General features: G+C 66.1%; 24 protein-coding genes and 3 tRNA genes. 18 read left to right on the top strand and 9 right to left on the bottom strand.

Annotated features, from left to right (window positions below):
- Positions 1–552: 552 nt before the first annotated feature.
- Positions 553–1,671, bottom strand: a complete 1,119-nt coding sequence (locus SIDU_RS04820) for a glycosyltransferase (RefSeq protein ID WP_025771918.1) — start codon at positions 1,669–1,671, stop codon at positions 553–555.
- A gap of 53 nt (positions 1,672–1,724) precedes the next feature.
- Here SIDU_RS04820 and SIDU_RS04815 point away from each other — a divergent pair, with 53 nt between their 5' ends.
- The 8 genes from SIDU_RS04815 (at position 1,725) to SIDU_RS04785 (ending at position 8,314) form a co-directional block, all read left to right on the top strand.
- Positions 1,725–2,627, top strand: coding sequence for a lysophospholipid acyltransferase family protein (locus tag SIDU_RS04815; RefSeq protein ID WP_007688857.1), 903 nt, complete (start codon positions 1,725–1,727; stop codon positions 2,625–2,627).
- Between the two features lie 41 nt (positions 2,628–2,668).
- Positions 2,669–3,313, top strand: a complete 645-nt coding sequence (locus SIDU_RS04810; protein ID WP_007688850.1) for a phosphoribosylanthranilate isomerase — start codon at positions 2,669–2,671, stop codon at positions 3,311–3,313.
- 90 nt (positions 3,314–3,403) lie between these two features.
- Entirely contained in the window at positions 3,404–4,645 is a 1,242-nt protein-coding gene (gene trpB / locus SIDU_RS04805) for a tryptophan synthase subunit beta (RefSeq protein WP_020819289.1), read from the top strand.
- Positions 4,642–4,794, top strand: a complete 153-nt coding sequence (locus SIDU_RS19615; RefSeq protein ID WP_157838175.1) for a hypothetical protein — start codon at positions 4,642–4,644, stop codon at positions 4,792–4,794. Before trpB ends, SIDU_RS19615 begins: the two co-directional genes overlap by 4 nt.
- Complete coding sequence (gene trpA / locus SIDU_RS04800) at positions 4,787–5,614, top strand: tryptophan synthase subunit alpha (RefSeq protein WP_007688846.1); 828 nt, start codon at positions 4,787–4,789, stop codon at positions 5,612–5,614. The genes SIDU_RS19615 and trpA overlap by 8 nt, the downstream gene beginning before the upstream one ends.
- Complete coding sequence (accD, locus tag SIDU_RS04795; RefSeq protein WP_007688844.1) at positions 5,611–6,462, top strand: acetyl-CoA carboxylase, carboxyltransferase subunit beta; 852 nt, start codon at positions 5,611–5,613, stop codon at positions 6,460–6,462. Before trpA ends, accD begins: the two co-directional genes overlap by 4 nt.
- 21 nt (positions 6,463–6,483) lie before the next feature.
- Positions 6,484–7,806 (top strand): bifunctional folylpolyglutamate synthase/dihydrofolate synthase, encoded by a 1,323-nt coding sequence (locus SIDU_RS04790; protein WP_007688843.1) that lies wholly within the window; start codon positions 6,484–6,486, stop codon positions 7,804–7,806.
- A 67-nt stretch (positions 7,807–7,873) separates the two neighbouring features.
- Positions 7,874–8,314, top strand: a complete 441-nt coding sequence (locus SIDU_RS04785) for a DUF6628 family protein (protein ID WP_007688841.1) — start codon at positions 7,874–7,876, stop codon at positions 8,312–8,314.
- A gap of 9 nt (positions 8,315–8,323) precedes the next feature.
- On the opposite strand, the gene SIDU_RS04780 is transcribed toward SIDU_RS04785, so the two are convergent.
- Positions 8,324–9,634, bottom strand: coding sequence for an AmpG family muropeptide MFS transporter (locus SIDU_RS04780; protein WP_007688839.1), 1,311 nt, complete (start codon positions 9,632–9,634; stop codon positions 8,324–8,326).
- 95 nt (positions 9,635–9,729) lie between these two features.
- Entirely contained in the window at positions 9,730–10,188 is a 459-nt protein-coding gene (locus tag SIDU_RS04775; protein WP_007688837.1) for a response regulator, read from the bottom strand.
- Between the two features lie 161 nt (positions 10,189–10,349).
- On the opposite strand from SIDU_RS04775, the gene SIDU_RS04770 reads away from it, so the two are divergent.
- Positions 10,350–11,264, top strand: coding sequence for a pseudouridine synthase (locus tag SIDU_RS04770; RefSeq protein WP_007688835.1), 915 nt, complete (start codon positions 10,350–10,352; stop codon positions 11,262–11,264).
- A complete protein-coding gene (gene rsmD / locus SIDU_RS04765; protein ID WP_007688833.1) occupies positions 11,261–11,809 on the top strand; it encodes a 16S rRNA (guanine(966)-N(2))-methyltransferase RsmD in 549 nt (182 codons plus the stop codon). The genes SIDU_RS04770 and rsmD overlap by 4 nt, the downstream gene beginning before the upstream one ends.
- 89 nt (positions 11,810–11,898) lie before the next feature.
- Here rsmD and SIDU_RS04760 read toward each other — a convergent pair whose 3' ends face one another.
- Positions 11,899–12,360 carry a hypothetical protein gene (locus tag SIDU_RS04760; RefSeq protein WP_039980471.1) on the bottom strand — a complete coding sequence of 154 codons (462 nt, stop codon included), beginning with the start codon at positions 12,358–12,360 and terminating at the stop codon, positions 11,899–11,901.
- A 138-nt stretch (positions 12,361–12,498) separates the two neighbouring features.
- Positions 12,499–12,894 (bottom strand): GFA family protein, encoded by a 396-nt coding sequence (locus tag SIDU_RS04755; RefSeq protein WP_007688829.1) that lies wholly within the window; start codon positions 12,892–12,894, stop codon positions 12,499–12,501.
- A gap of 105 nt (positions 12,895–12,999) precedes the next feature.
- Between SIDU_RS04755 and SIDU_RS04750 the strand changes: the two genes are divergently transcribed.
- Entirely contained in the window at positions 13,000–15,276 is a 2,277-nt protein-coding gene (locus tag SIDU_RS04750; RefSeq protein WP_007688828.1) for an ATP-dependent helicase, read from the top strand.
- A 507-nt stretch (positions 15,277–15,783) separates the two neighbouring features.
- On the opposite strand, the gene SIDU_RS04745 is transcribed toward SIDU_RS04750, so the two are convergent.
- The 3 genes from SIDU_RS04745 to SIDU_RS04735 all read right to left on the bottom strand — a co-directional run bounded on the left by SIDU_RS04745 (position 15,784) and on the right by SIDU_RS04735 (position 16,557).
- A tRNA-Ala gene (locus SIDU_RS04745) sits at positions 15,784–15,859 on the bottom strand.
- Positions 15,860–16,056: 197 nt separating this feature from the next.
- Positions 16,057–16,132, bottom strand: a tRNA-Ala gene (locus SIDU_RS04740).
- 89 nt (positions 16,133–16,221) lie between these two features.
- Entirely contained in the window at positions 16,222–16,557 is a 336-nt protein-coding gene (locus tag SIDU_RS04735) for a TIGR02300 family protein (protein WP_007688826.1), read from the bottom strand.
- A gap of 149 nt (positions 16,558–16,706) precedes the next feature.
- On the opposite strand from SIDU_RS04735, the gene aroA reads away from it, so the two are divergent.
- The 7 genes from aroA to SIDU_RS04700 all read left to right on the top strand — a co-directional run bounded on the left by aroA (position 16,707) and on the right by SIDU_RS04700 (position 23,286).
- Entirely contained in the window at positions 16,707–18,059 is a 1,353-nt protein-coding gene (gene aroA / locus SIDU_RS04730) for a 3-phosphoshikimate 1-carboxyvinyltransferase (RefSeq protein ID WP_025771913.1), read from the top strand.
- Positions 18,056–18,307: a CBU_0592 family membrane protein gene (locus SIDU_RS04725; RefSeq protein WP_007688823.1), complete on the top strand. Its 252-nt coding sequence runs from the start codon at positions 18,056–18,058 to the stop codon at positions 18,305–18,307. The genes aroA and SIDU_RS04725 overlap by 4 nt, the downstream gene beginning before the upstream one ends.
- Positions 18,304–18,939: a (d)CMP kinase gene (cmk, locus tag SIDU_RS04720; RefSeq protein WP_007688821.1), complete on the top strand. Its 636-nt coding sequence runs from the start codon at positions 18,304–18,306 to the stop codon at positions 18,937–18,939. Before SIDU_RS04725 ends, cmk begins: the two co-directional genes overlap by 4 nt.
- A gap of 172 nt (positions 18,940–19,111) precedes the next feature.
- Positions 19,112–20,824 carry a 30S ribosomal protein S1 gene (rpsA, locus tag SIDU_RS04715; protein ID WP_007688820.1) on the top strand — a complete coding sequence of 571 codons (1,713 nt, stop codon included), beginning with the start codon at positions 19,112–19,114 and terminating at the stop codon, positions 20,822–20,824.
- A gap of 168 nt (positions 20,825–20,992) precedes the next feature.
- Complete coding sequence (locus tag SIDU_RS04710) at positions 20,993–21,283, top strand: integration host factor subunit beta (protein ID WP_007688818.1); 291 nt, start codon at positions 20,993–20,995, stop codon at positions 21,281–21,283.
- A 55-nt stretch (positions 21,284–21,338) separates the two neighbouring features.
- Positions 21,339–21,424 (top strand) — tRNA-Leu (locus tag SIDU_RS04705).
- 77 nt (positions 21,425–21,501) lie between these two features.
- Entirely contained in the window at positions 21,502–23,286 is a 1,785-nt protein-coding gene (locus tag SIDU_RS04700) for a cation:proton antiporter domain-containing protein (protein WP_007688817.1), read from the top strand.
- Here the strand turns inward: SIDU_RS04700 and SIDU_RS04695 are convergent.
- Positions 23,283–24,221 (bottom strand): glutaminase, encoded by a 939-nt coding sequence (locus SIDU_RS04695; RefSeq protein WP_007688815.1) that lies wholly within the window; start codon positions 24,219–24,221, stop codon positions 23,283–23,285. The two genes, SIDU_RS04700 and SIDU_RS04695, sit on opposite strands and share 4 nt — an antisense overlap.
- Positions 24,222–24,354 lie beyond the last annotated feature (133 nt).

The following is a 24,354-nucleotide window of genomic DNA, read 5'->3' as shown; positions in this document are numbered from 1 at the left end:
CTATCCTGAGATGGCTGGGCGGATCAGATGCTTCGTTTTCATGCCTTGGTGACGTCAGTGCAGGGTGGGGAGCGGACATTTCCCCCTATTCGTCACCCCGGACTTGATCCGGGGTGACGGAAAACTGATGACGGGAGGTGGCCAATCGCCGTCTTTAGGTGCGCCTGCTTCAAGGAAACGCAACGTCGCTCCTCATCCTGCATCTCTAGGCACCGTGGACAAATTCAAGACTTGCCGGACTGAGTGATTTGGGTGGTTAGCTGTCATTCCCCCTCCCGCAAGCGGGAGGGGGTTAGGGGGTGGGCTGGCGCAACATGCGCGTTGTTTTGCAACGGCCAAGTCAGAAGCTCGCTTCGCTCGCGCCCACCCCTAGCCCCTCCCGCTTGCGGGAGGGGAATGTCCTGGATTGGCCATTTCACGACATTTTCGAATTTGTCCACGCTGCCTAGAACCCTCTTTCCCCTGCTCCTTGGCATGTCCGATCCGCCTGCGGCTTCTGCGCACGCCTGCGCTTGTGCTGCGAAATCGATAGAAAAAATGATCGGAATCCCGTCATTCCACTCTCTCCATCCGGACGACGCGCTTGTCGCTCATCCAATAATCATAGCCGCCCCATCTGATCCGCCGGGAAGCCGCCGCCGCCAACTGAATTCCCCAATGCGTCCAGCACACGGCAAAAGGCGCCAGCACATCCCACCAGAGCGAGCGCCGCGCCGCCCGCGCCTGGCCCCGTTCCAGCACGCTCGCGATGATCCGCCGCCGGATCAGCGCCCGTCCCGCGGCCGCCGCATAGCCAACGCCCACGGCGCTCCAGCCACCCCAACCCAGCGCCCAAATCCAGCCCAGCGCCTGCGCGCCCGCCACGGCGCAGGCGATCAGCCACATTCCCGCGCTGTTCGTCAGGACATGCCGATATTGCCGCACGCCGAAACCCAGCGCCCCCCGCCCCTCCAGCGGGCTGGCCACCAGCAGATCGCGCACCGGCCGCAACCGCAGCTTCGCCCGCCATCCGGCAAGCCCGATCGTCATGTCGTCCGACAACCGCCCCGCCAGCGCGGCATCCAGGTCCAGCCGCTCCGCCGTTTCCCGCGTCAGCGCCATGGCCCCGCCCCAGGGCATGGTCGCGCTCGCCGCCCTGGGCAGCGTCGCCAACTGCATTTCGACCGCGCCCACCAGCGTGGCCGCCATGCTGGCTTCCGGCAACAACAGGCGATAGCCGGTCACGATGTCGGCCTTTCCCCGCACCAGCGGAAAGAGCAGCCGTCCCATGAGCCTTGACGGCGGTTCGATGTCCGCGTCGATGAAAATCAGATAACGGTCCCCCTGCCGCAAGGATCGCAGGGCCGCCCGCAGCTTGTGGACCTTCTGCCCCTCATCGCTGGCGATGCCGGCGCGAACGATCTGCACCCAGTCCCCTTCGCGCCCCGCCAGCGCCTCCGCCGCCGCGCATGCGCCCGACGTGGCGATCACCAGCCGGAAAGGGGCGGCCTGCGCCTTCAGCCGGGCGATCAGTTCCGGGCCGCCATCCCAGTCGTCGCGCACCGACAGCAGCACCACGACGCCATCGGGCGCTTCCTCCTGCCGGTCGGCCGGCAGGTGCCGCCAATAGTCGAGCACGCCGATCACGCTCAGCCCCTGCACGATCGCCCAAAGCCCCAAGGCCCAACTCATCGCAAATCCAAGCCCTTTACCGCCCCGACCGCTGCTGTATGACGGCAGGCGCGATGCTCTCCAACCCCTTTCTCTTCACCCTCCTCCGCATTCTTCCCGCGTCCCTCGCCTCCTGGCTGGGCGGATGGCTGTCGGCCAACATCGCCCGCAAGTCGATGAAGCTGCGCGATGAGCGCGCCCGCAGGAACCTTGCCATCCTTCGCCCCGAGCTGGACGATGCGACCCGCGAGGCGATGCTCACCCGCCGCTGGTTCAACCTGGGCCGCACCATGGCCGAACTCACCAATATCGACCGGCTGATCGACGACGATCATGTGACGGTGGAGGATGCGGATGGCTATCGGCGGGTGCTCGACGGCCCCGGTCCGCTGATCGCCCTTTCCGTGCATCTGGGGAATTGGGACCTGCTCGCCGCGCATATCAAGGCGTCGACCGACAGGCCGGGCCTGGGCATCTACGACCCGCCGGAAGACCCCCGGCAGGCGGCCATGCTCAAGCGCGCCCGATCCAGCTATATGGGCGAGGCGATCACCGGGGACGGCGCCGCCCGCGGCGTGCTGAAGCATCTCGCCGGCCGGGACCGCGCCACCCTCTACATCCTGCTGGACGAACGCCGGGACCGGCAGGTCTGGTTTCCCCGCTTCGGCCGCGACCTGCCGCCGTCGGGCAACCTTTCCGTCGCGCTTCGCCTGGCCCGCAAGGTCGGCGCCAGGTTCCTGCCCTTCTACCTGATCCGCAGCGAAGGACCGCATTTCCGCGTTCACTGGCACCCTCCGCTCGACCCCGCCCTGCTTTCCGACGACCGGATCATGGATCAGGTGGACGCCTTCCTCGGCAAGGCCTGCGTGGATCATGCCGACCAGTGGCTTGCGCTGCACGACATGGACCTGGCGGCTCCCGTCGCCGCCGTCGCGGCTGCGCGGGAGGAAGGGCCAGGGGAAGGGATGGCGGGATGAAAGCGGTTCTCACGCCCGGCCGCACCCGCTAAAGCGCCCCCATGCCCCGACTCGCCATCAAGATCTGCGGCCTTTCGACGCCAGAGACCGTGGGCGCCGCCATGCGGGCGGACGCGACGCATCTGGGCTTCGTCCATTTTCCGAAAAGCCCCCGGCATGTCGAAGCGGACCAATTGCGCGCCCTCGCCGCGCCTGTCCCGTCCCATGTCGAACGGGTCGCCGTGCTGGTCGATCCCACGGACGAAATCCTGGCGGGCCTGGCCGCCACCGGCTCCCTCACCGCGCTCCAGCTTCACGGCAGGGAGCCTCCCGAACGCGCGGCGACCATTCGCAGGCGCTTCGGCATTCCCGTCTGGAAGGCCATTTCCGTCAAGACCCGCGCCGACATAGAGGCCGCCCGCGCCTATGCGGGCGCCGCCGACTTCATCCTGTTCGACGCCAGGACGCCCCATGGTTCGGCGCTCCCCGGCGGCATGGGCCTGCGCTTCGACTGGACGCTGCTGCGCGGCGCTGCCCCGTCCCTGCCCTGGGGGCTTTCCGGCGGCCTGGACGTCGACAATGTGGCCGAAGCCGTCCGCATCACAGGCGCGCCGCTGGTCGACATTTCCTCCGGCGTCGAAAGCGCGCCGGGCATCAAGAGTGTGGACAAGATCATGGCCTTCTGCAATGCGGCATCGGCATGTTGACGCAGCGCGCCCCTTTAGAACGCATCGGCCTTCGATGGCGTTGATCACTTGGCCCAAGTGATCCAACCCATGCCCGAAGAGACAGAAGCGATGACCGATAGCATGACCCTGCCCAACAGCCTGCGTTCGCAGCCCGACGCCTCCGGCCATTTCGGCGCCTTTGGCGGCCGTTACGTGGCCGAAACCCTGATGCCGCTCATCCTGGAGCTGGAGAAGGTGTACAAGGAGGCGAAGCAGGACCCCGCCTTCGACGCGGAATTCACCGAATTGCTGCGCAGCTATGTCGGCCGCCCGAACCCGCTTTACCATGCCGCGCGCCTGACCGAGGCGCTGCGCGCCGAAGCGCCGCCCGGCAAGGGCGCGAAAATCTATCTGAAGCGCGAGGAGCTGAACCACACCGGCGCGCACAAGATCAACAATTGCATCGGCCAGGCGCTGCTGGCCCGCCGCATGGGCAAGAAGAAGGTCATCGCCGAAACCGGCGCGGGCCAGCACGGCGTCGCGACCGCGACCGTCGCCGCGCTGTTCGGCATGGAATGCAAGATCTTCATGGGCGCGAAGGACGTGGAGCGGCAGAAGCCCAACGTCTTCCGCATGAAGCTGCTGGGCGCGGAGGTGATCCCGGTCGTTTCGGGATCGCAGACGCTGAAGGACGCGATGAACGATGCGCTGCGCCATTGGGTGTCGAACGTCCACGACACCTTCTACATCATCGGCACGGCGGCCGGGCCGCACCCCTATCCCGAACTGGTGCGCGATTTCCAGTCGATCATCGGCCGGGAGGCGCGCGAGCAGATACTGGAACTGGAAGGCCGCCTGCCCGACATGCTGATCGCGCCGGTCGGCGGCGGCTCCAACGCCATCGGCCTGTTCCACCCCTTCCTGGACGATGCGGAGGTCAAGATGATCGGCGTCGAAGCGGCGGGCGAAGGATTGCAGGGCAAGCATGCCGCCTCCCTCGCGGGCGGCAAGTCCGGCATATTGCACGGCAACCGCACCTACCTGCTCCAGGACGAGGACGGGCAGATCACCGAGGCGCACAGCATCTCGGCCGGCCTCGATTATCCCGGCATCGGGCCTGAACATAGCTGGCTGCATGAAATCGGCCGGGTCGACTATATGCCGATCACCGACGATGAGGCGCTGGCCAGCTTCCAGAAGCTCTCCGCGCTGGAGGGGATCATCCCGGCGCTGGAATCGGCGCACGCCATCGCCAGCGCGGAAAAGGTCGCGCCGACGCTGGACGCCGACCAGATATTGATCGTCAACCTCTCCGGCCGCGGCGACAAGGACATCTTCACCGTGGCGACCGCTTTGGGGGTGGAGATATGAACCGCCACTCCGTTCGCACCAACGCCGCTTCCATTCGCGCAAATCCCTCCTCCGTTCGCCCTGAGCCTGTCGAAGGGCTGTTCTTCTCTTCAAAGAAAGAGCTGGGCTTCGACAAGCTCAGCCCGAACGGGTACTTTTTCAATGACTGACCGTCTCGCCACCCGCTTCGCCGCCTGCAAAAAGGCGGGCCGCGCCGCGCTCGTCACTTTCGTGACCGCAGGCGATCCGACCGTGGACGACACCCCCGCGATCCTCGACGCGCTGGTGGAAGGGGGCGCGGACATCATCGAACTCGGCATGCCCTTCACCGATCCGATGGCCGACGGCCCGGCCATCGAGCTGGCGAACCTGCGCAGCCTTGGCTCCGGCACCAGGACGAAGGATATCTTCGCCCTCGCCGCCGCCTTTCGCGCCAGGCACCCGGAAACCCCGCTGGTCCTAATGGGCTATGCGAACCCGATGCTCGTGCGCGGCTCGGCATGGTTCGCGGAGCAGTGCAAGGCCGCGGGCGTCGACGGCGTCATCTGCGTCGATGTCCCGCCGGAGGAGGATGCCGAGATAGGCCCCGCCCTGCGCGCGGCCGGCGTCCACCTGATCCGCCTGGCGACGCCGACGACCGACGCCGCCAGGCTGCCCGCCGTGCTGAACGGCGCCAGCGGTTTCCTCTACCATGTCGCCGTCGCCGGCATCACCGGCAAGCAACAGGCTGCGCAAGCCGCCGTCGAACAGGCCGTCGCGAAGCTCAAGGCCGCCACCGACCTGCCGATCGCCGTGGGCTTCGGCGTGCGCTCCGCCGAACAGGCGGCCGCGATCGGACGCGTCGCCGACGGCGTGGTGGTGGGTTCCGCCATTGTCGACATCATCGGATCGCATGGCGATGCCGCCGCGCCCTTCGTCAAGGATTTCGTCGCCGCCCTTCGGGGCGCGCTGAACGCCAACAGCCCACATTTCCGGGAGACCGCCGCATGAGCTGGATCAACCGCGTCCGCAACGCGCTGCCCTTCATGGCGAAGAAGGAAACCACCGCCGAAACGCTGTGGCACAAATGCCCCTCCTGCGCCGAGATGATCTTCATCAAGGAATGGGAGGACAATCTTTCCGTCTGCCCGCGCTGCGACCATCATGGCCGCATCGGTCCCGCGGAGCGGTTCGAGCAGATACTCGACGCCGGATTCATCCTGCTGCCGACGCCGCAGGTGCAGGAAGACCCGCTCAAGTTCCGCGACTCCAAACGCTATCCCGACCGCATAAAGGCCGCCCGCGCCGCGACCGGCGACCAGGACGCGCTGATCAACGCGCGCGGCGCCATAGACGACGTGCCGCTGGTCATGGGGGTCCAGAACTTCGCCTATCTGGGCGGTTCCATGGGCATGGGCGTCGGCGCCGCCTTCATCCAGGGCGTCAACGAAGCCATCGCCCGCAAATGCCCCTATGTGATCTTCACCGCAGCGGGCGGCGCGCGCATGCAGGAGGGCATCCTCTCCCTCATGCAGATGCCGCGATCCACCGTGGCCATCCGGAAACTCCACGCGGCAGGCCTGCCCTATATCGTGGTGCTGACCGATCCGACGACCGGCGGCGTCACGGCGAGCTATGCCATGCTGGGCGACATCCAGATCGCGGAACCCAATGCGCTCATCGGCTTCGCGGGCCAGCGCGTCATCGAAAGCACGATCCGCGAAAAGCTGCCCGACGGCTTCCAGCGCGCCGAATATCTGCTGGAGCACGGCATGCTGGACATGGTCGTCCATCGCAGCGACCTGCGCGACACGCTTGCCAGGGTGATCGGCTACCTCGCCCCACGCGCCGCCGCCTGACGCCAACCGGGACCAGAGCCGATGGCCGACCACGCCGTCTCCGACGATCCGGCCGTCCAGGCCCAGCTCGACCGCCTCGCGACGCTGTCGCCGGGCGCCGACATATTGGGCCTGGAACGCATCGTCCGCCTGCTGGACCGCATCGGCAATCCCCACCGCGCCCTGCCGCCCGTCTTCCATGTCGCGGGCACCAACGGCAAGGGTTCGACCTGCGCCTTCCTGCGCGCCGCGCTGGAGGCGGACGGGAAGACGGTGCATGTCTTCACCTCTCCCCATCTGGTCCGCTTCAACGAACGCATCCGCATCAGCGGCAAGCTGATCTCCGACGAGGCGCTGGCCCATTATCTCTCCCGCGTGCTGGACGTGGCGGAAGGGATCGGCGCCAGCTTCTTCGAAGTCACGACCGCCGCCGCCTTCCTCGCCTTTTCCGAACATCCCGCCGACGCCTGCATCGTGGAAGTGGGGCTTGGCGGCCGCCTGGACGCCACCAATGTCATCGAAAGGCCCGTGATCTGCGGCATCGCGCAGCTCGGCCTCGATCATCAGGGCTTCCTTGGCGCCACGATCCGGGAGATCGCGGCGGAAAAGGCCGGCATCGCCAAGCCCGGCGCGCCGCTGGTGACGCAGCGCTATGCCGACGCACTCTTCCCGGTGATGCTGGAGGCGGCCGCCCGCAACCGGACCCACTGGTTCGCCATGGGGGAAAGCTGGGACGCGGCGGCCTATCGGGACCGCCTCCATTATCGCGACGACCAGGGGCGGCTCGACACGCCCTTGCCGCGCCTGCCCGGCGCGCACCAGATCCATAACGCCGCGCTCGCCTTCGCCATGCTGCGGCACCAGAATGTCGTGCCCGTCAGCGAAGCCGCTTTGAAGGCCGCCCCGCTCTGGGCGCATTGGCCCGCCCGCCTGCAAAGGCTGGACCATGGTCCCTTGCTCGCCCGCCTGCCGGAAGGGACCGAGGCATGGCTGGATGGCGGCCACAATGCCGGCGCGGGCGAGGCGATCAGCGCCTTTTTCAGCAGCGAGCGGCTGGAGGAACAGAAGCTCCAACTGATGATCGGCATGCTGTCGAACAAGGATCTGGACGCCTATCTCCACCCTTTTGCGGGGCGGATCGCGCATATCCATGCCCTGCCGGTGCCCGGCCATGACCATCATCCGCCGGAACGATTCGCCGCCATCGCCGATCGCTGGGGCATCGCCTGCACCGCGCATGCGACGCCCGAAGGCGCCCTTGCCGCCATCTCCGCCCAGCCGGGCCATGCGCCGAAGCTGTTGATCTGCGGCTCCCTCTACCTCGCGGGCGAAATTTTGCGGCTGAACGGTCAATATCCCGACTGAATTTACTTGCGATTGACTCGCAATAGCGTATTTTTGCCTTCAACGACAAGGCAGAAGGTAAGAACGCATGGCCAACGGAGAGTCCCCCTCCCTCGATCAGCCCCGTCCGCTTCCCGGCGGCTACGGCAACCGGCTGTTCCTCTATGTGATGCGCCGCATGGCGACGGCCGGGGTCAATGACGCCCATGCCGCCAATGCGATGCTGGGCGCCTTTGGCCGCAGCTATCGCCGGCCGCTGGTGCTGATGCGGGCGATGATGCTGGAAATGGCGCGGACATCCAGCCGCAAGATATTGATCGCGCCCTGCTGCTGTTCCCGCATGACGAGCGACGAGGCGCTGATGATGCAGGCCATCGGCGGCGCGCTGCGCAGCCCGCGTTCGGCCTATGAGGATGTCGCCGCCCTGCTGGGCAACGACCATGCGCTGGGCGCGCTCACCTGCCTGCAGGCGGTCGCCCAGGCGCATTGCGATCTGGGACGTCCCCTCGATCTCTACGCGGCGGGTTAGCGCATCGGTTCAGCCATGCTGCGTAGCCGCCGTGCCCACGCTGGCGTCGATCAGCCCGGCGCGCATCATCAGCCAGAAAAGGACGATGCCCGGCACCGCCAGCGCCGTGGTCAGCAGGTAGAAGTCGACATAGCCGAACCGCTCTATCATCGCGCCCGCCGTCGTCCCGGTCAGGAACCGTCCGACGATGCTCGCCGCCGCCGAAATCAGCGCATATTGCGCGGCGGTGAAGCGCAGGTCGCAGAGCGCGGAGAAATAGGCGACCACCGTCACCCCGCCGATGCCGCTCGCGAAATTCTCGAAACCGATGGCGCCGGCCATGCCCCAATTGCTCTTGCCCAGCGCGGCCAGCAGCGCGAAGCTGAAATTGGACACGCCCATCAGCAGCAGGCTGACCAGCACGGACCGCTTCATCCCCATGCGCGCATAGAGCACGCCGCCGACGAAGATTCCGATCAGATAGGCCCAGAAACCGATCCCGACGTCGTAGATGGCGATCTCGTCATTGGTGTAGCCCATGTCGTCGAACAGCAGGCGGAAGGTGAGGTTGGCCAGCGTGTCGCCGATCTTGTGCAGCAGGATGAACAGCAGCACCAGCCAGGCGCCGCGCCGCCGGAAGAATTCCACCAGCGGCCCGGCGATCGACTGCCACACTTCGCCCATTCCGCGCCGCGCCGTCGGCTCGCGGTGCCGCTCCGGCTCGCCCAGCACCAGCCCGGTCAGCATGGCGGGCAAGGCGAAGACCGCGCAGGCCAGATAGGCCCCATGCCAGCCGATCCGCGCCGCCAGCACCAGCGCCAGCGCGCCCGCCGCGACCGACCCGATCCGCCAGCCATATTGCGACATGCCGGACCCGACGCCCAATTGCTCCGGCTTCAAAGTCTCGATCCGATAGGCGTCGATCACGATGTCGAAGGTGGCGCCCGCGACGCCGACCAGGATCGCGGCATAGGCCGTCTGCAACAGGCCGGTGGCGGGATCGACCAGCGCCAGGTTGGCGACCGCCGCCATCACGAACGATCCCGCGACCAGCAGCCAACTCACCCGCTGCCCCAGCCGGCCGATGACCGGCAGCCGAACGCCGTCGACGACCCAGGCCCACAGCCATTTGAGGTTATAGACCAGGAAGGCGAGAGTGAAGGCCGTCACCGCCTTCTTGTCGATGCCGTCCTGCGCCAGCCGGGTGGTCAGCGTCGCGCCGATCATCGCATAGGGAAAGCCCGACGATATGCCGAGAAAAAAGGCCCCCAGAGGCGCCTTCTGCACATAGGGCTTCACCGCGTCCAGCCAGCCAGCCGAGCCCTTCGCCATGTCGGTCATAAATCGGTGCGCCCCCCGGGGATGATTATCCGGGCCACCATATGGGCAAATGCGGTGGAGGCAAGCCGTCCGCCCATCTTATATCCGGGGGTGGATCAGGCCGCATCCTCGAACAGGTGGAGCCCGTCGGGAAAGCGGGGCAGCGCCTTGCCGCGGAGCAGGGCATCCAGCACGTCGATCGCCGCCAGCAGATCGCGCGGCGCATAGGGCTTGGCCAGGCATCCCAGGGCCATTTCACGCGCATCGACAGGGCAGGCGCCCGTCACGAACAGCACCGCGACGCCCTTGCCCGCCGCGAAGCGCGCAAGGTCGACCCCGCTCTTGTCGCCATGCAGGGTGACGTCCGCGATCACCAGGTCGACGCTCTCCTCCTCGATCACGGTGACGGCATGGGCATATTCGTCGACGGTGGCGGCCACGCGATAGCCCGCCATTTCCAGCACATGCTCATTGTCGAAGGCGACCAGCGGCTCATCCTCGACCACCAGGACGCTGCGTATCGCCTTGCGGCGCTCCCGCGCTTCGGCTTCCCCTTTTACCAGCCCGAAAAACATTTGCCGATCCGCCCCATTTGCGCCATTCAGCCGACCAACGTGCAAGGCCCCGAAGGGGTTTCCCATCGCCCCGGCGCATGGGCGCAAGGACAACACCATTCGTCAATTTCCTGGCCTTCCCGATATGGGAATGCCGCCCCGTTTTGAAAAGGAACTCTTCCGTGGAACCGCCGAAAAAATCTGGGCCGCCGCGTCGGCCGGGCTCCGGCGGTCCCAGGCGTCCGACGGGCGCCAGGGCTGCGCCGGCATCGCGCCCGGCCCGCCCGCCGTTCAGAAAGACCAAGGCCGCCCCGGCGACGCCCGCCAACCCCCATCCCGCCCGCGCCGCCGCCGCAGCCGGCGGCGGGAACGAGCCGCAGCGCATCGCCAAATTGCTCGCCCGCGCCGGCGTCGCATCCCGGCGGGAGGTCGAGCGGATGATCGAGGAGGGGCGGATCACGCTGAACGGCGAAGCGGTGTCGACCCCCGCCACGCTCCTCTCTTCGCTGCACGGCGTCGCGGTCGACGGCAATCCGGTCGCCGCGCCGGCGCCTGCGCGCCTGTTCCTCTTTCACAAGCCGTCGGGTTTCCTGACGACCGAACGCGATCCCCGCGGCCGCCCGACCATCTACGACAAGCTGCCCCCCGACCTGCCCCGCGTCATGCCGATCGGACGGCTGGACATGACGACGGAGGGCCTGCTGCTGCTCACCACCGATGGAGAGTTCAAGCGGCAGATGGAACTGCCCTCCACCGGCGTGCCGCGCACCTATCGCGCCCGCGCCTTCGGCGAGGTGAGCCAGAACCAGCTTGAGGATCTGTTCGACGGGCTGGAGATAGACGGGATACGCTATGGCCGGATAGAGGCCAATCTGGAACGGCGCACCGGCCGCAACCAGTGGATCGAAATGACGCTGACCGAAGGCAAGAATCGCGAGGTCCGCCGGGTGCTGGAACATCTGGGGCTTCAGGTGAACCGGCTGATCCGCACCAGCTATGGCCCGTTCCATCTGGGCGAACTGGCGTCCGGGGCGGTCGAGGAAGTGCGGCAGCACGATCTGGTCGTCTTCCGCAAGGGGCTGAAGGGCGCGAAATGAGGATCATCGCAGGCCAATGGCGCGGCCGTCCGCTGGTTGCGCCCAAGGGCGACGCGACGCGCCCCACGGCGGATCGCACCCGCGAAACGCTCTTTTCCATGTTGCTGAGCCGGATCGGCTCCTTCGAGGGGCTGAGCGTCGGCGATTTCTTCGCGGGGTCGGGCGCGCTTGGCTATGAAGCGCTCTCTCGCGGCGCGGCAAGCTGCGTCTTCGTGGAGCAGGACCGCGCCGCGCTGGATGCGATCCGCGCCAATGGCGACAGGCTAGGCGTCCGCCCCGACATCCGCCAGGGCAGCGTCCTGTCGATCGGCCCGGCGGGCAAGCCGCTGGACCTCATCTTCATGGACCCGCCCTATCAGAGCGGCGCTGGCATGGTGGCGCTGGACAAGCTCAACCGCCTGGGCTGGACTAGCCCCGCGACCTGGATCAGCATGGAAACCGACCGCCGCGAGGATGTGGCCGTAAAGGGCTTCGCGGCAGAGGCGACCCGCGATGTGGGCAAGGCGCGCCTGACATTGCTGCGCGCAGCGGACCAGGCCGGGTAAAGCGCGCTCCGGCATCGGCTGAAAGATAGGGCATGGGCGCGGGCGGGGCTTGGCGACCGTCGTCGCCACCCTGCCCCGCCCCGACGCCGTCAGCGCCGCTTGCGCATGGATTTGGACGCTTCGCCGCGGTTGATGCAGCTATCCTGCACCGTCTTGCTGCATAGCGGATAATCCTTCCGCTCGGTCGGCGGCGGCGTCATATTGCCGCCCACTGTCGCGGGATTGGCGGATGTTCCGACCGGCGCGGACGGATCGCGCGGGACGCCGGCGGGGGCAGGTTGCATCCCCGTGTCCGGGGGCACGGCGCCCGTGGGTTGGCCGGCATTGGGATCGGCGGCGGGCGGCGGCGTGGCCGGCGTCGCCGGACTGGCGGGCGCGGAGCCCGGCTCCGCGGGCGTCGCGGGCATGGCGGGCGTCGCGCCCTGATCGGGCGGCGGCGCAGCGGTTGCGGGGGGCTGCGCCGAAGCGGGCATGTCCTGCGCTACCGCAATGCCGGTGACGCCGGCGCCGAAGGCCAATATGGCCGCGCCTGCCAACAGGATCGATTTCATCGGGATCATCCTTTCCTTGTTCTCGACCCGTTCTGCCGTTCGGGCTGCACAAAGAACCGGATTTGCGACGCCGACGTTCCGGTCATGGCGATGAACCGTTGCCGCCGCGCCGCCAGACGATCCCCCAAACCGCCTGCCTCAATGTTCAGGATAGCGATCGAACTTCGGCAGTTCGTGCGCGCCCGCCATCCAGGACGCGGCCTCCGCGAATTGCACATGGATGGCCGGCGGCAGGGCGGACGGGTCGTCCAGCGTGCCCGTCTGAATATCCACCATGCCGGGGAAGACCGCGGCATTGCGATAGAACAGCCCCGTGCCGCATGTCCCGCAAAATTCCCGCGTCACATTGTCGGAGGATCGATAGGTCACGGGGCGGCCCGTCACCGTCACCCTGTCTTCCGGAAACAAGGCCCAGCCGACCATCGGCGCGCCCGCGCTTTTCCGGCAGTCCGAACAATGGCACAGCGCGCTGTAGACTGGCTCCCCTTGCGCTTCGTAATGGATCGCCCCGCATTGGCACCGCCCCGAAACCATGGCCTTTCTCCTTGCACGATTCGCCTTTTGTTCTCATAGAAGAAGCGACGGCGCAAGGGCTGCCCGCCCTTGCCGCTTCCCGCCCGGCACCTTAGTTGATAGCTCATGACCCTGCCTGCTCCCTCGCCCGACGATCCCGCCTATCTTCAGGGGCTGAACGAACCCCAGCGGGAGGCCGTGCTCTCGACCGAGGGGCCGGTGCTGGTGCTGGCGGGCGCCGGCACGGGCAAGACGGCGGCGCTTACCGCCCGCCTCGCCCATCTGATCGCCACGCGGCGGGCCTATCCTTCCGAAATCCTTGCCGTCACCTTCACCAACAAGGCGGCGCGGGAAATGCGGGAACGCGTCGGCCGCATGATCGGCCCGGCGGTGGAGGGCATGCCCTGGCTGGGCACTTTCCACGCCATCGCCGCGAAGATGCTGCGCCGCCATGCCGAACTGGTGGGGCTGCAATCCAACTTCACCATCCTCGACACGGACGACCAGCTTCGCCTGATGAAGCAGCTTATCCAGGCGGAGGGCATCGACGAAAAGCGCTGGCCCGCCCGCCAGCTCGCCGGCCTCATCGACCAGTGGAAGAACAAGGGCCTGACCCCGGAGGAGATCGGCGCGGGCGAGAGCGAGGGCTATGCCAATGGCAGGGGGCAGAAGCTCTATGCCGCTTATCAGGCGCGTCTTCGGGACGTGAATGCCTGCGATTTCGGGGACTTGCTGCTGCATGTTCTGACGATATTGAAACGCCATCGGGACGTACTGGAAAGCTATCAGCAGCGCTTCCGCTATATCATGGTGGACGAATATCAGGACACCAACTCCAGCCAGTATCTGTGGCTGCGCCTGCTCGCCCAAAGCAGCAAGAACATTTGCTGCGTCGGCGATGACGACCAGTCCATCTATTCATGGCGCGGGGCCGAAGTCGCCAATATCCTGCGGTTCGAAAAGGATTTTCCGGGCGCGAAGATCATCCGGCTGGAGCAGAATTACCGTTCGACCCCGCATATATTAGGCGCGGCGTCAGGGGTGATCGCGGAAAACGGCAATCGCCTGGGCAAGACGCTATGGACCGACATCGACGTGGGCGAAAAGGTCCGCGTCATCGGCGTGTGGGACGGGCCGGAGGAAGCGCGGCGCGTGGGCGAGGAGATCGAATCGATCGAACGCGGCGGCCGATCGCTGGACGAAGTGGCCATCCTCGTCCGCGCCCAGCACCAGACCCGCGAGTTCGAAGACCGCTTCATCCAGATCGGCCTGCCCTATCGCATCGTCGGCGGTTTCCGCTTCTACGAACGCGCCGAAATCCGTGACGCGCTGGCCTATCTGCGCCTCGTCAACCAGCCCGCCGACGACCTGGCGTTCGAACGGATCGTCAATGTCCCCAAGCGCGGCCTGGGCGACAAGGCGGTGGAAAAGCTGCATCGGCTTGCCCGCGCGGAGGGCGTTCCGCTGGCCCTCGCCGCCGCCCGCATCCTCGACACGGACGAGATGACGCCGCAGGCCCGCCGCAGCCTGGGCGCCTTCATCGGCGATCTCGCCCGCTGGCGGGACCGCGCCGCGCAGCTTCCCCATGCCGAACTCGCCCGGCAGATATTGGACGAGAGCGGCTACACCGCCATGCTCCAGGCCGAGCGGACCGCCGAAAGCGCGGGGCGGCTGGAGAACCTGAGCGAACTCGCCCGCGCCATGGAGGAATATGAGACGCTGGGCGCGTTCCTGGAACATGTGTCGCTGGTCATGGACAATGAGGCGCAAGCGGACGAGCGCAAGGTCACGATCATGACCATCCACGCCGCCAAGGGACTGGAGTTCGACACCGTCTTCCTGGCGGGGTGGGAAGAAGGCATTTTCCCTTCCCAGCGCGCCCTTGACGAAGGCGGCCTCAACAGCCTGGAGGAGGAACGCCGCCTTGCCTATGTAGCGATCACGCGGGCGAGGAAATCCTGCATCATCCTGCACGCCGCCAACCGGCGCATCTATGGCCAGTGGACCAGTTCCGTCCCCTCGCGCTTCGTCGGGGAACTGCCGCCCGAACATGTGGAGGAGGAGAGCAGCATGTCCGGCGGCGCCTCGCTCTGGCGCGCCAACTGGTCCGAACGCGCCGATCCCTTCGCCAATGTCCAGCGCGGCACGGGACGCGGCCCCGGCTGGCAGCGCGCCCAGCAGAGCGGGCAGTTCATGAAGGAACCCGTCCGGATCGTGGAAGCCCGCGCATCGGCCGTATCGCTCGGCAACAAGGGCCGCGACGACATGAGCGTCGGCCTGCGCGTCTTCCACCAGAAATTCGGATACGGCACCGTGGCGGAGATCGAGGGCAACAAGCTGGAGATCGACTTCGAAACGACAGGGCGGAAGCGGGTGATGGACAGCTTCGTGCAGCCTGCCTAGGGGTCAATCTGGCATCCACAATGCAGGGGGCGATCTGGTATCGTGAAATGGCGGCGGTAAGGTTAGCGCCCGTATGGGAATGATAAGGATAGGGGTGGAGAGCGGACGTTCCCTTATTCGTCACCCGGGCTTGACCCGGGGTCCCGCTGCCTTGGACGAGGCGCGCACTCAGACAAGAAAGCGGGACCCCGGATCAAGTCCGGGGTGACGGAAACTTCAGCTATTAGCCAATTCCAGTCGCTCATTCGACCGTCAGCTTCTGGACTTAAGCGACCCGCTGAGGACCAGCCGCAATAACCCAACGGCAACGACATTCCCAAAGGCTGCCTATTGCCCAACAGGCGGCCATTTCGCCTGTCCTATCCAGCACGGGCCAGCTTACCAGGCTCCGTCTTTGACATGCTCGATATGCAGGCGCACCCATGAGCGTCAACGGAAAGTAGCGGAAATCAGCCTCCAATCCCGATCGGGCGGAGAAGCTTGCCCATGGCGAGCTCATTCAGATGTTGGTGGAGCCTAGCGGGATCGAACCGCTGACCTCCTGCATGCCATGCAGGCGCTCTCCCAGCTGAGCTAAGGCCCCATCGTCGCGCGGCACATCATACCGCATCCCAATGGATCAGGCCATGTCCGGCATCAAGCCATCGGCCAAATATGGAACACTCCTTGCGTGGCTTTGGAGTGTTAATCGAAGTCACTTGCAACCTCGCCACACCCCTCGCTTGCGCTCGGGAGTTTTTCGGGAAAATGTCCCCCGGACATTTTCTTTTTCCGAAAAACTGGTGGAGCCTAGCGGGATCGAACCGCTGACCTCCTGCATGCCATGCAGGCGCTCTCCCAGCTGAGCTAAGGCCCCGTTTCCAGTGTCGGCGCCGTTTGGGTCCGGCGCCTCGGAGGCCGCTGCCATTAGGTGGCGGCGAACTCCTTGGCAAGCACAAAATTCAATTAATTGTCGTCGTCGCCATCGTCCCCGCCGGCGTCGACGCCCAGATCGTCGTCGCCGCCCAGATCGACGTCATTGTCGGGCGAATCGCCGTCATCATCCACGTCCAGATCCAGGTCCAGATCGTCGTCCGCCGTCTCGATCTCGCCATCGGCGGTTTCGATGACCTTCTTGGGCGCTTCCTCATAGGGCAGCGGCTGCTTCGACTTCAGCACGGGTTCCGGTTCCCAGGCCGTGCCGCAATTGATGCAGGTGACCGGGTCATCCTTGCCCAGGTCGTAGAAGCGCGTGGCGCATTTCGGGCAGGTACGCTTCGTGCCCCATTCAGCCTTGACCATGTCCGGCCTTGTCCTTCTCTTGCGAGTGCTCAAAACAGAAATTACGCGGCACGACAGGGTCGCCCGCGAAGAGACGGCGCCTTGCCATAGCGAAACCGCGCTGTCAAAAGCCGGGCGCATTTTTTCAAGTCTTGCAGACGGATTGACCCGTGACCGCTTCTTCCGACCAGCCCATGCCCCAAGCTCAACCCGCTACCTTCACCGCCGCCCCGGCGCTTTCCGGCACGATTAGCGTGCCCGGCGACAAGAGCATTTCGCACCGCTCTTTGATGCTTTCCGCCCTGGCGGTGGGCGAAAGTCGGGTCGAAGGGCTGCTGGAGGGCGAGGACGTGCTCGCCACCGCCGCCGCCATGCGGGCGATGGGCGCGGACATCCGCAGGGACGCGGACGGCGTCTGGCATATCCATGGCGTGGGCGTCGGCGGCCTGCTCCAGCCGGAAAGCGCGCTCGACATGGGCAATAGCGGCACCTCCACCCGCCTGCTCATGGGCCTGATCGCCAGCCACGCCATCACCGCGACCTTCGTGGGCGACGCCTCGCTCAGCAAGCGCCCCATGGCCCGCGTCACCGAACCGCTGTCGCGCATGGGCGCCAGCTTCACCACCAGCCCCGGAGACCGCCTGCCCCTTACCATGCGCGGCGCCTGCCCGGCGGTGCCGCTCGATTATCGCCTTCCCGTGGCATCGGCGCAGGTGAAGTCGGCGATCCTGCTCGCCGGCCTCAACGCCCCCGGCATCACCCGCGTGGTCGAGCCGATCCCCACCCGCGACCATAGCGAACGCATGCTCAAGGGCTTCGGCGCGGACCTCCATGTCGAGGTCGAGGGCGACGGCGCCCGCATCGTCACGCTCAGGGGCGAGGCGGAACTCCGCCCGCAGTCGATCACCGTTCCCGGAGATCCCTCCTCCGCCGCCTTCCCGATGGTCGCGGCGCTGCTGGTTCCGGGGTCGAAGGTCGCCATCGCCAATGTCGGCCTCAACGCGACCCGCGCCGGGCTGATCGACCTGCTGCGCGAAATGGGCGGCGACATCGTCGTCGAAAACCCCCGCGAAGTGGGCGGCGAGCCGGTGGGCGATCTGGTCATCACCGCCTCGACGCTCCAGGGGGTGGAGCCGGACCCCGCCCGCGCGCCGTCGATGATCGACGAATATCCGGTCACCTTCATCGCCGCCGCCCTGGCCGAGGGGCGCAGCACCTTCCGCGGGCTGGAGGAACTGCGCGTCAAGGAATCGGACCGCATCGCCACCATGGCGGCGGGGCTGCGCGCCATCGGCGTGACGGTGGAGGAACTGGAGGACGGCATCGTCATAGAGGGCAGCGGTGGCGCGCCCCTCCCCGGCGGCGGCCCCGTCGCGACGAAGCTGGACCACCGCATCGCCATGAGCTTCGCGGTCGCAGGCCTCGTGTCCAGCAATGGCGTCACCATCGACGACATGCGCCCCGTCGCGACCAGCTTCCCGGGTTTCACCGCTTTGCTGCATTCGCTCGGCGCACTCGCATGACGTTCGACCTTGCCAATATCCTGGGACTGATCGGCAGCGGCCTGATGGTCATTGCCTATGCCTATAGCAACATGGCGAAGGTGCTGAGCTTCACCCTCTTCAACCTGCTGAACCTGGTCGGCGCGGTGCTGCTGATCTACTCGCTGACGGTTCATTTCAACGTCGCGTCGATGGCGCTGGAAGTCATATGGGCCTTCATCGCCCTGATCGGCCTCGCCAAGGCGCTGCGGAAAGGCAAAGCATCATGATCATCGCCGTCGACGGCCCCGCCGCATCGGGCAAGGGCACCATCGCCAAGGCGCTGGGCCGGCATTACGGCCTGCCCGTGCTCGATACCGGCCTGCTCTATCGCGCCGTAGGCCTTGCCGTGCTCAAGGCCAGCGGCGACCCGGACCATGAAGCCGATGCGCTCGCCGCCTGCGACTTCGACGACGCCATGCTGAAAGATCCCGCGCTGCGCAGCGAAGCCGTCGGCTCGCTCGCCTCCCGCGTTTCGATCCACCAGAGCGTCCGCCAGGCGCTGGTGAAACGCCAGCGCGACTTCGCGACCCAGCCTGGCGGCGCGATCCTGGACGGGCGCGACATCGCCACCGTCATCGCGCCCGATGCCGACGCCAAGATCTTCGTCACGGCCAGCGTCCATGTCCGCGCCCAGCGCCGCTATCAGGACGCGCTCGACCATGGGGGCCACCCCGACATGGACAGCCTGATCGCAGACATCCAGGCCCGCGACACCCGCGACATGAGCCGCGACCACGCCCCGCTGCGCGTGGCCGATGGAGCGGACTTGCTCGACACCAGCAATTTGACTATAGACGCCGCCGTCCAGCAGGCCATTGCTCTGGTGGACGCCCAGTTGGAACGTCGGCGACAGGCCTGACGCGAATGCCGGGCGCCGGGGATTCCCAGGCGCCCTTTTCGCTTTTCCACGGGGCGTCGACTCGTCGTGGCCGAACGGATGTGCGCATGGCATTCGGCCCTGCGGACGCTTTGGCCTGAAAGACCACCGGAGACAACCGGTAGGCCAGCAATGACGAGTGAAGGAAACTACCATGGCCTCTACGGCATTCCCCTCGCGCGACGATTTCGCCGCGCTTCTCAATGATTCTCTCGGTGGCGAGGATGGCGGCTTCGAAGGCCGCGTCGTCAAGGGCACCGTTACCGGCATCGAAAACGACATGGCGCTGATCGACGTCGGCCTGAAGTCGGAAGGCCGCGTGCCGCTGCGCGAATTCGCCGCGCCGGGCCAGAAGGCCGAATTGAAGGTCGGCGACGAAGTCGAAGTCTATGTCGACCGCGTCGAAAACGCCCATGGCGAAGCCATGCTGTCCCGCGACCGCGCCCGCCGCGAAGCCGCCTGGGACAAGCTGGAATCCGAATTCACCGAAAACGCCCGCGTCGAAGGCGTCATCTTCGGCCGCGTCAAGGGCGGCTTCACCGTCGACCTGGACGGCGCGGTGGCGTTCCTGCCCGGCTCGCAGGTCGACATCCGTCCGGTTCGCGACGTCACGCCGCTGATGGACATTCCGCAGCCCTTCCAGATCCTGAAGATGGATCGCCGCCGCGGCAACATCGTCGTGTCGCGCCGCGCCATCCTGGAAGAAACCCGCGCCGAACAGCGCAGCGGCCTCATCCAGACGCTGGCCGAGGGCCAGATCATCGAGGGCGTGGTCAAGAACATCACCGATTACGGCGCGTTCGTCGACCTGGGCGGCATCGACGGCCTGCTGCACGTCACCGACCTCAGCTACAAGCGCATCAACCACCCCAACGAAATGATCAACATCGGCGACACCGTCCGCGTCCAGATCATCCGCATCAACCGCGACACCCAGCGCATCAGCCTGGGCATGAAGCAGTTGGAAAGCGATCCGTGGGAAGGCGCTTCGGCCAAGTACCCCGTCGGCGCCAAGCTGTCGGGCCGCGTCACGAACATCACCGAATATGGTGCGTTCGTCGAGCTGGAACCGGGCATCGAAGGCCTGGTCCACGTTTCGGAAATGTCCTGGACCAAGAAGAACGTCCACCCCGGCAAGATCGTTTCGACCAGCCAGGAAGTCGACGTCATCGTCCTGGAAGTCGATCCCGAAAAGCGCCGCATCTCGCTCGGCCTCAAGCAGGCCCAGAACAATCCCTGGGACAGCTTCGCCGAACGTCACCCGATCGGCTCGACCGTCGAGGGCGAAGTCAAGAACGCGACCGAATTCGGCCTGTTCATCGGGCTGGACGGCGACGTCGACGGCATGGTCCACATGTCGGACATCGCCTGGGGCATTTCGGGCGAGGACGCGCTGGCCCTGCACCGCAAGGGCGAGACGGTTCAGGCCGTCGTTCTGGACATCGACGTCGAGAAGGAGCGCATCAGCCTGGGCATGAAGCAGCTTGAGCGCGGCGGCCCGGCCGCTGGCGGCACCACCGCCGCTGCCGCCGGCCTCAACAAGAACCAGACGGTCACCGTCACGGTTCTGGAAGTCCGCGACGGCGGCCTGGAAGTCCAGGCCGGCGAAGACGGCGCCACCGGCTTCATCAAGCGCAGCGACCTGGGCCGCGACCGCGACGAGCAGCGTCCGGAACGCTTCCAGATCGGCCAGAAGTTCGACGCCATGGTCACGGGTTTCGACCGCGCCAAGAAGCCGACCTTCTCGGTCAAGGCCCTGCAGATCGCCGAAGAAAAGCAGGCCGTGGCGCAGTACGGATCGTCCGACAGCGGCGCGTCGCTGGGCGACATCCTGGGCGAAGCGCTCAAGGCCAAGAGCGAGGGCTAAGCCCTCCTTCGGCATCTAACTTAAGTAATATCGCCCGCCGGAACTTAGCTCCGGCGGGCTTTTTCTATTCCCAAAATGAGAATGACATACCGATATTGGCTGATTGTCACAGGCATGAGGATTCACTATAAATAAACCGGGAACCAGAAGGGGGAGTCTGGAGGACCAATGATACGCTCGGAACTGATTCAGAAATTGGCTGAGGAAAATCCAAACCTCAACCTCCAGGAAGTGGAAAGGATCGTCGATCTTTTCTTCAAGGAAATAGTCGACCGTCTTTCAAGCGGCGGGCGAGTGGAACTTCGGGGCTTCGGCGCCTTTACGACACGGGCGCGCGAGGCGCGCACCGGCCGCAATCCGCGGACGGGCGAACAGGTGCCGGTGGATGCCAAGCGGGTTCCCTATTTCAAGCCCGGAAAGGAAATGCGGGAACGGCTGAACGCCAAGGCTGCGCTCTGATCCAACCACATCCTTGACCTGTGCGTCGTTAGCCTTCAGGGGGTAACGGCCTCAAGCGGACGTGGCGAAATCGGTAGACGCAGCGGACTTAAAATCCGCCTCCCCCTGGGAATGCGGGTTCAAGTCCCGCCGTCCGCACCATGGCGCTTCACGGCGTCATTTTCCGGTTTCGCATGCTTATCGCTGGATATCCGCCGCATTTGTGGCGATGATCGGTCATGGCCGGCGCGATCAATCCACAGAGCTTCAGCGATTCCCTCGTCATATTGGGGGCTGCGGGACTGGTGATCCCCGGCTTCGCGCGCCTCAGGATCAGTCCGGTCATCGGCTTCATCCTGGTCGGGCTGGCGGTGGGACCGTCGGGGTTGGGCGCATTGGTGGGCCAATATCCCTGGCTCTATCATGTCACCATATCCAACAGGGCGGCGATAGAGCCCTTTGCCGAACTCGGCGTCATATTGCTGCTTTTCTCCATCGGGCTGGAACTGAGTTTTCGTCGCCTCTGGACCATGCGAACGCAAGTATTCGGAGTGGGCGCGGCAGAATTGATCGGCGGCGGCACGCTCATTGCACTTGGCCTTTACTTGCTGGGTCAGCCGCCGGCGGGCGCCTTCGGCCTTGGCCTGGCGCTGGCGCTGTCGTCCACGGCCGTCGTCCTGCCGATGGTCGGCACGCAAAACGCCGTCGGCCGCGCGGCCTTTTCCATGCTCCTTTTCGAGGATCTGGCCCTCGTCCCGATCATCTTCATGCTGGGCGCCCTCGCTCCATCCGTCGCCGCCAGCCCGGACGGCCCGTGGGGCGAACTGGCCGACACGCTGGTCAAGAGCGGCATCACCATCGCCGTCATGCTGGTCCTGGGCCGGCTCTTTCTGCCCCATGTCTTCAGCCAGGCGGCCCGCACGAAAAGCCCGGAAGTGTTCCTGGCGGCCAGCCTGCTGGTCGTCATCGTCTCCAGCATGGCGACATCCATCGCCGGCCTGTCCCCCATCGTCGGCGCGCTGCTGGCCGGGCTGCTGATCGCGGAAACCGACTATCATGGCGAGGTCGAGGTCATGACCGCGCCGTTCAAGGGGCTGGCGCTGGGCGTCTTCCTCATCACCGTGGGCATGGGCCTGGACGTTCGCGTCATCCTGGCCAACTGGCCCGCGCTCATCCTGGCGGTGGTCGGCGTGGTCCTGGCCAAGACGATCGTCACCGCGGCGCTGCTCTATCTCTCCGGCGCGAGGAAAGGCGTCGCGCTGGAGGTTGGCGTGCTGATGTCCAGCCCTTCGGAAACCACGCTGATCGTGCTGTCCGCGGCGGCGGCGGCCCAGTTGATCCTCCCCTCCACCGCCGCCTTCTGGCAGATCGTGACCGCCATCGGGCTCACCATCACGCCGCTGCTCGCGCGCCTGGGGCATGACATTGCGCGGCGGCTGGAAATGGCGCTGGGCGAGGACACGCCGGAAATCAGCGAAGACCATGCGGAGGCGGCCGCCGTGGTGATCGGCTTCGGGCGCGTCGGCCGCATGGTCTGCGACCTGCTCGACCTGCACAAGCAGCGTTTCATCGTCGTGGAATCCGACCCGGACGTCGTGGCGGAGGCGCGGCGCGGGGGCTATCCCATATTGTTCGGCGACGTGTCGCGCACCGAAATGCTCGACAAGCTCCGCCTCGGCCATGCGCGGGCGTTGATCCTGACGATGGACGATCCCGTCCTGTCGGTCCGGGTGACGAAGCGCGTGCGGGGCTGGGTGCCCGACCTGCCGATCATCGCGCGGGCGCGGGATACCGACCATGCGGCCCAGCTTTATCGCGCCGGGGCCAGCGACGCCGTGCCGGAGACGCTGGAAAGCTCGCTCCAACTGGCGGAAACGGCGCTGGTGGACCTGGGCGTGGCGATGGGGCCGGTGATCGCCTCCGTCCATCAGATGCGGGAGGATTTGCGCATGGGCATAAAGGATGCCGCGCAACTGGAAACCGCGCCCAAGCTGCGCCGGCTGCGGGCCGATGAGGTGCCTTAGGACGGGTCTTGCGGCGGGCTGAAGACCGACCAGCCGGTGCGTCGCGCCAGTTCTTCGAGCGCCAGCGTGCCAAGCTGGCTGTTGCCATTTTCGTTCAGGCCGGGCGACCAGACAGCTATCGAGGCGCGACCGGGCACGATCGCCAATATGCCGCCGCCTACGCCGGACTTGCCGGGAATGCCGACGCGAAAGGCGAAATCGCCCGAAGCGTCATAATGGCCGCAGGTCAGCATCAGGGCGTTGATCCGCTTGGCCCGGCTGGACGAAACGACGCGGCCCCCTTCGGGATGACGGCCGTCGAGCATCAGGTAACGCCCGGCGAGCGCGAGTTGACGGCAGCTCATCTCGATCGCGCATTGGTGGAAATAGGTGCCGAGCACCAGATCGACCGGATGCCGGATATTGCCGAAGGCACGCATATAATGGGCCAGCGCCATGTTGCGAAAGCCGGTGGCCGTTTCCGACGCAGCCACGGTTTCGTTGATGGCGATGCCGTCGTCGCCCGCGAGATAGCGGACGAAGCGCAGCATTTCGCCAATGGCGACGCGGGGTTGATGGCCGCCAAGGTTGACGTCCGCGACGACGACGGCGCCCGCGTTGATGAAGGGATTTCGCGGGATGCCCTGTTCATGCTCAAGCTGGACGATGGAGTTGAAGGCATTGCCGGAGGGTTCCCGCCCTACCCTCTGCCAAAGCTGGTCGCCGACCTTGCCGAGCGCGAGGGTCAGGGCGAAAACCTTGGAGATGGATTGGATGGAGAAGCCCGTGGCGGAATCTCCGCCTTCGATCAGGCGGCCGTCGGCGGTAGCCACGGCGATGCCGAACTGGCCGGGGTCGACCTTCGCCAGTTCGGGGATGTAGCTGGCGACCGTGCCGCGATCTTCCCATGTCGCGGCTTGGGCGACGATGTCGGCGATGATCGCGGGAAGGTCCATGGCTGGCCTCAAATGGCGGGGATGGCTTAGGATGTGTGGGGATTCAGTCCATGGCGGGCTGCAAATAGCGGCTTTCTGCGCTTCCGGTGCTCACGTACTGAAGTACGCTGCGCGCCGGTTCTCGAAATCCACT

Origin of the sequence: Sphingobium indicum B90A, assembly GCF_000264945.2 — a bacterium.
Classification (GTDB): Bacteria; Pseudomonadota; Alphaproteobacteria; order Sphingomonadales; family Sphingomonadaceae; genus Sphingobium; species Sphingobium indicum.
This window is presented reverse-complemented; position numbering and strand designations above follow the sequence as displayed.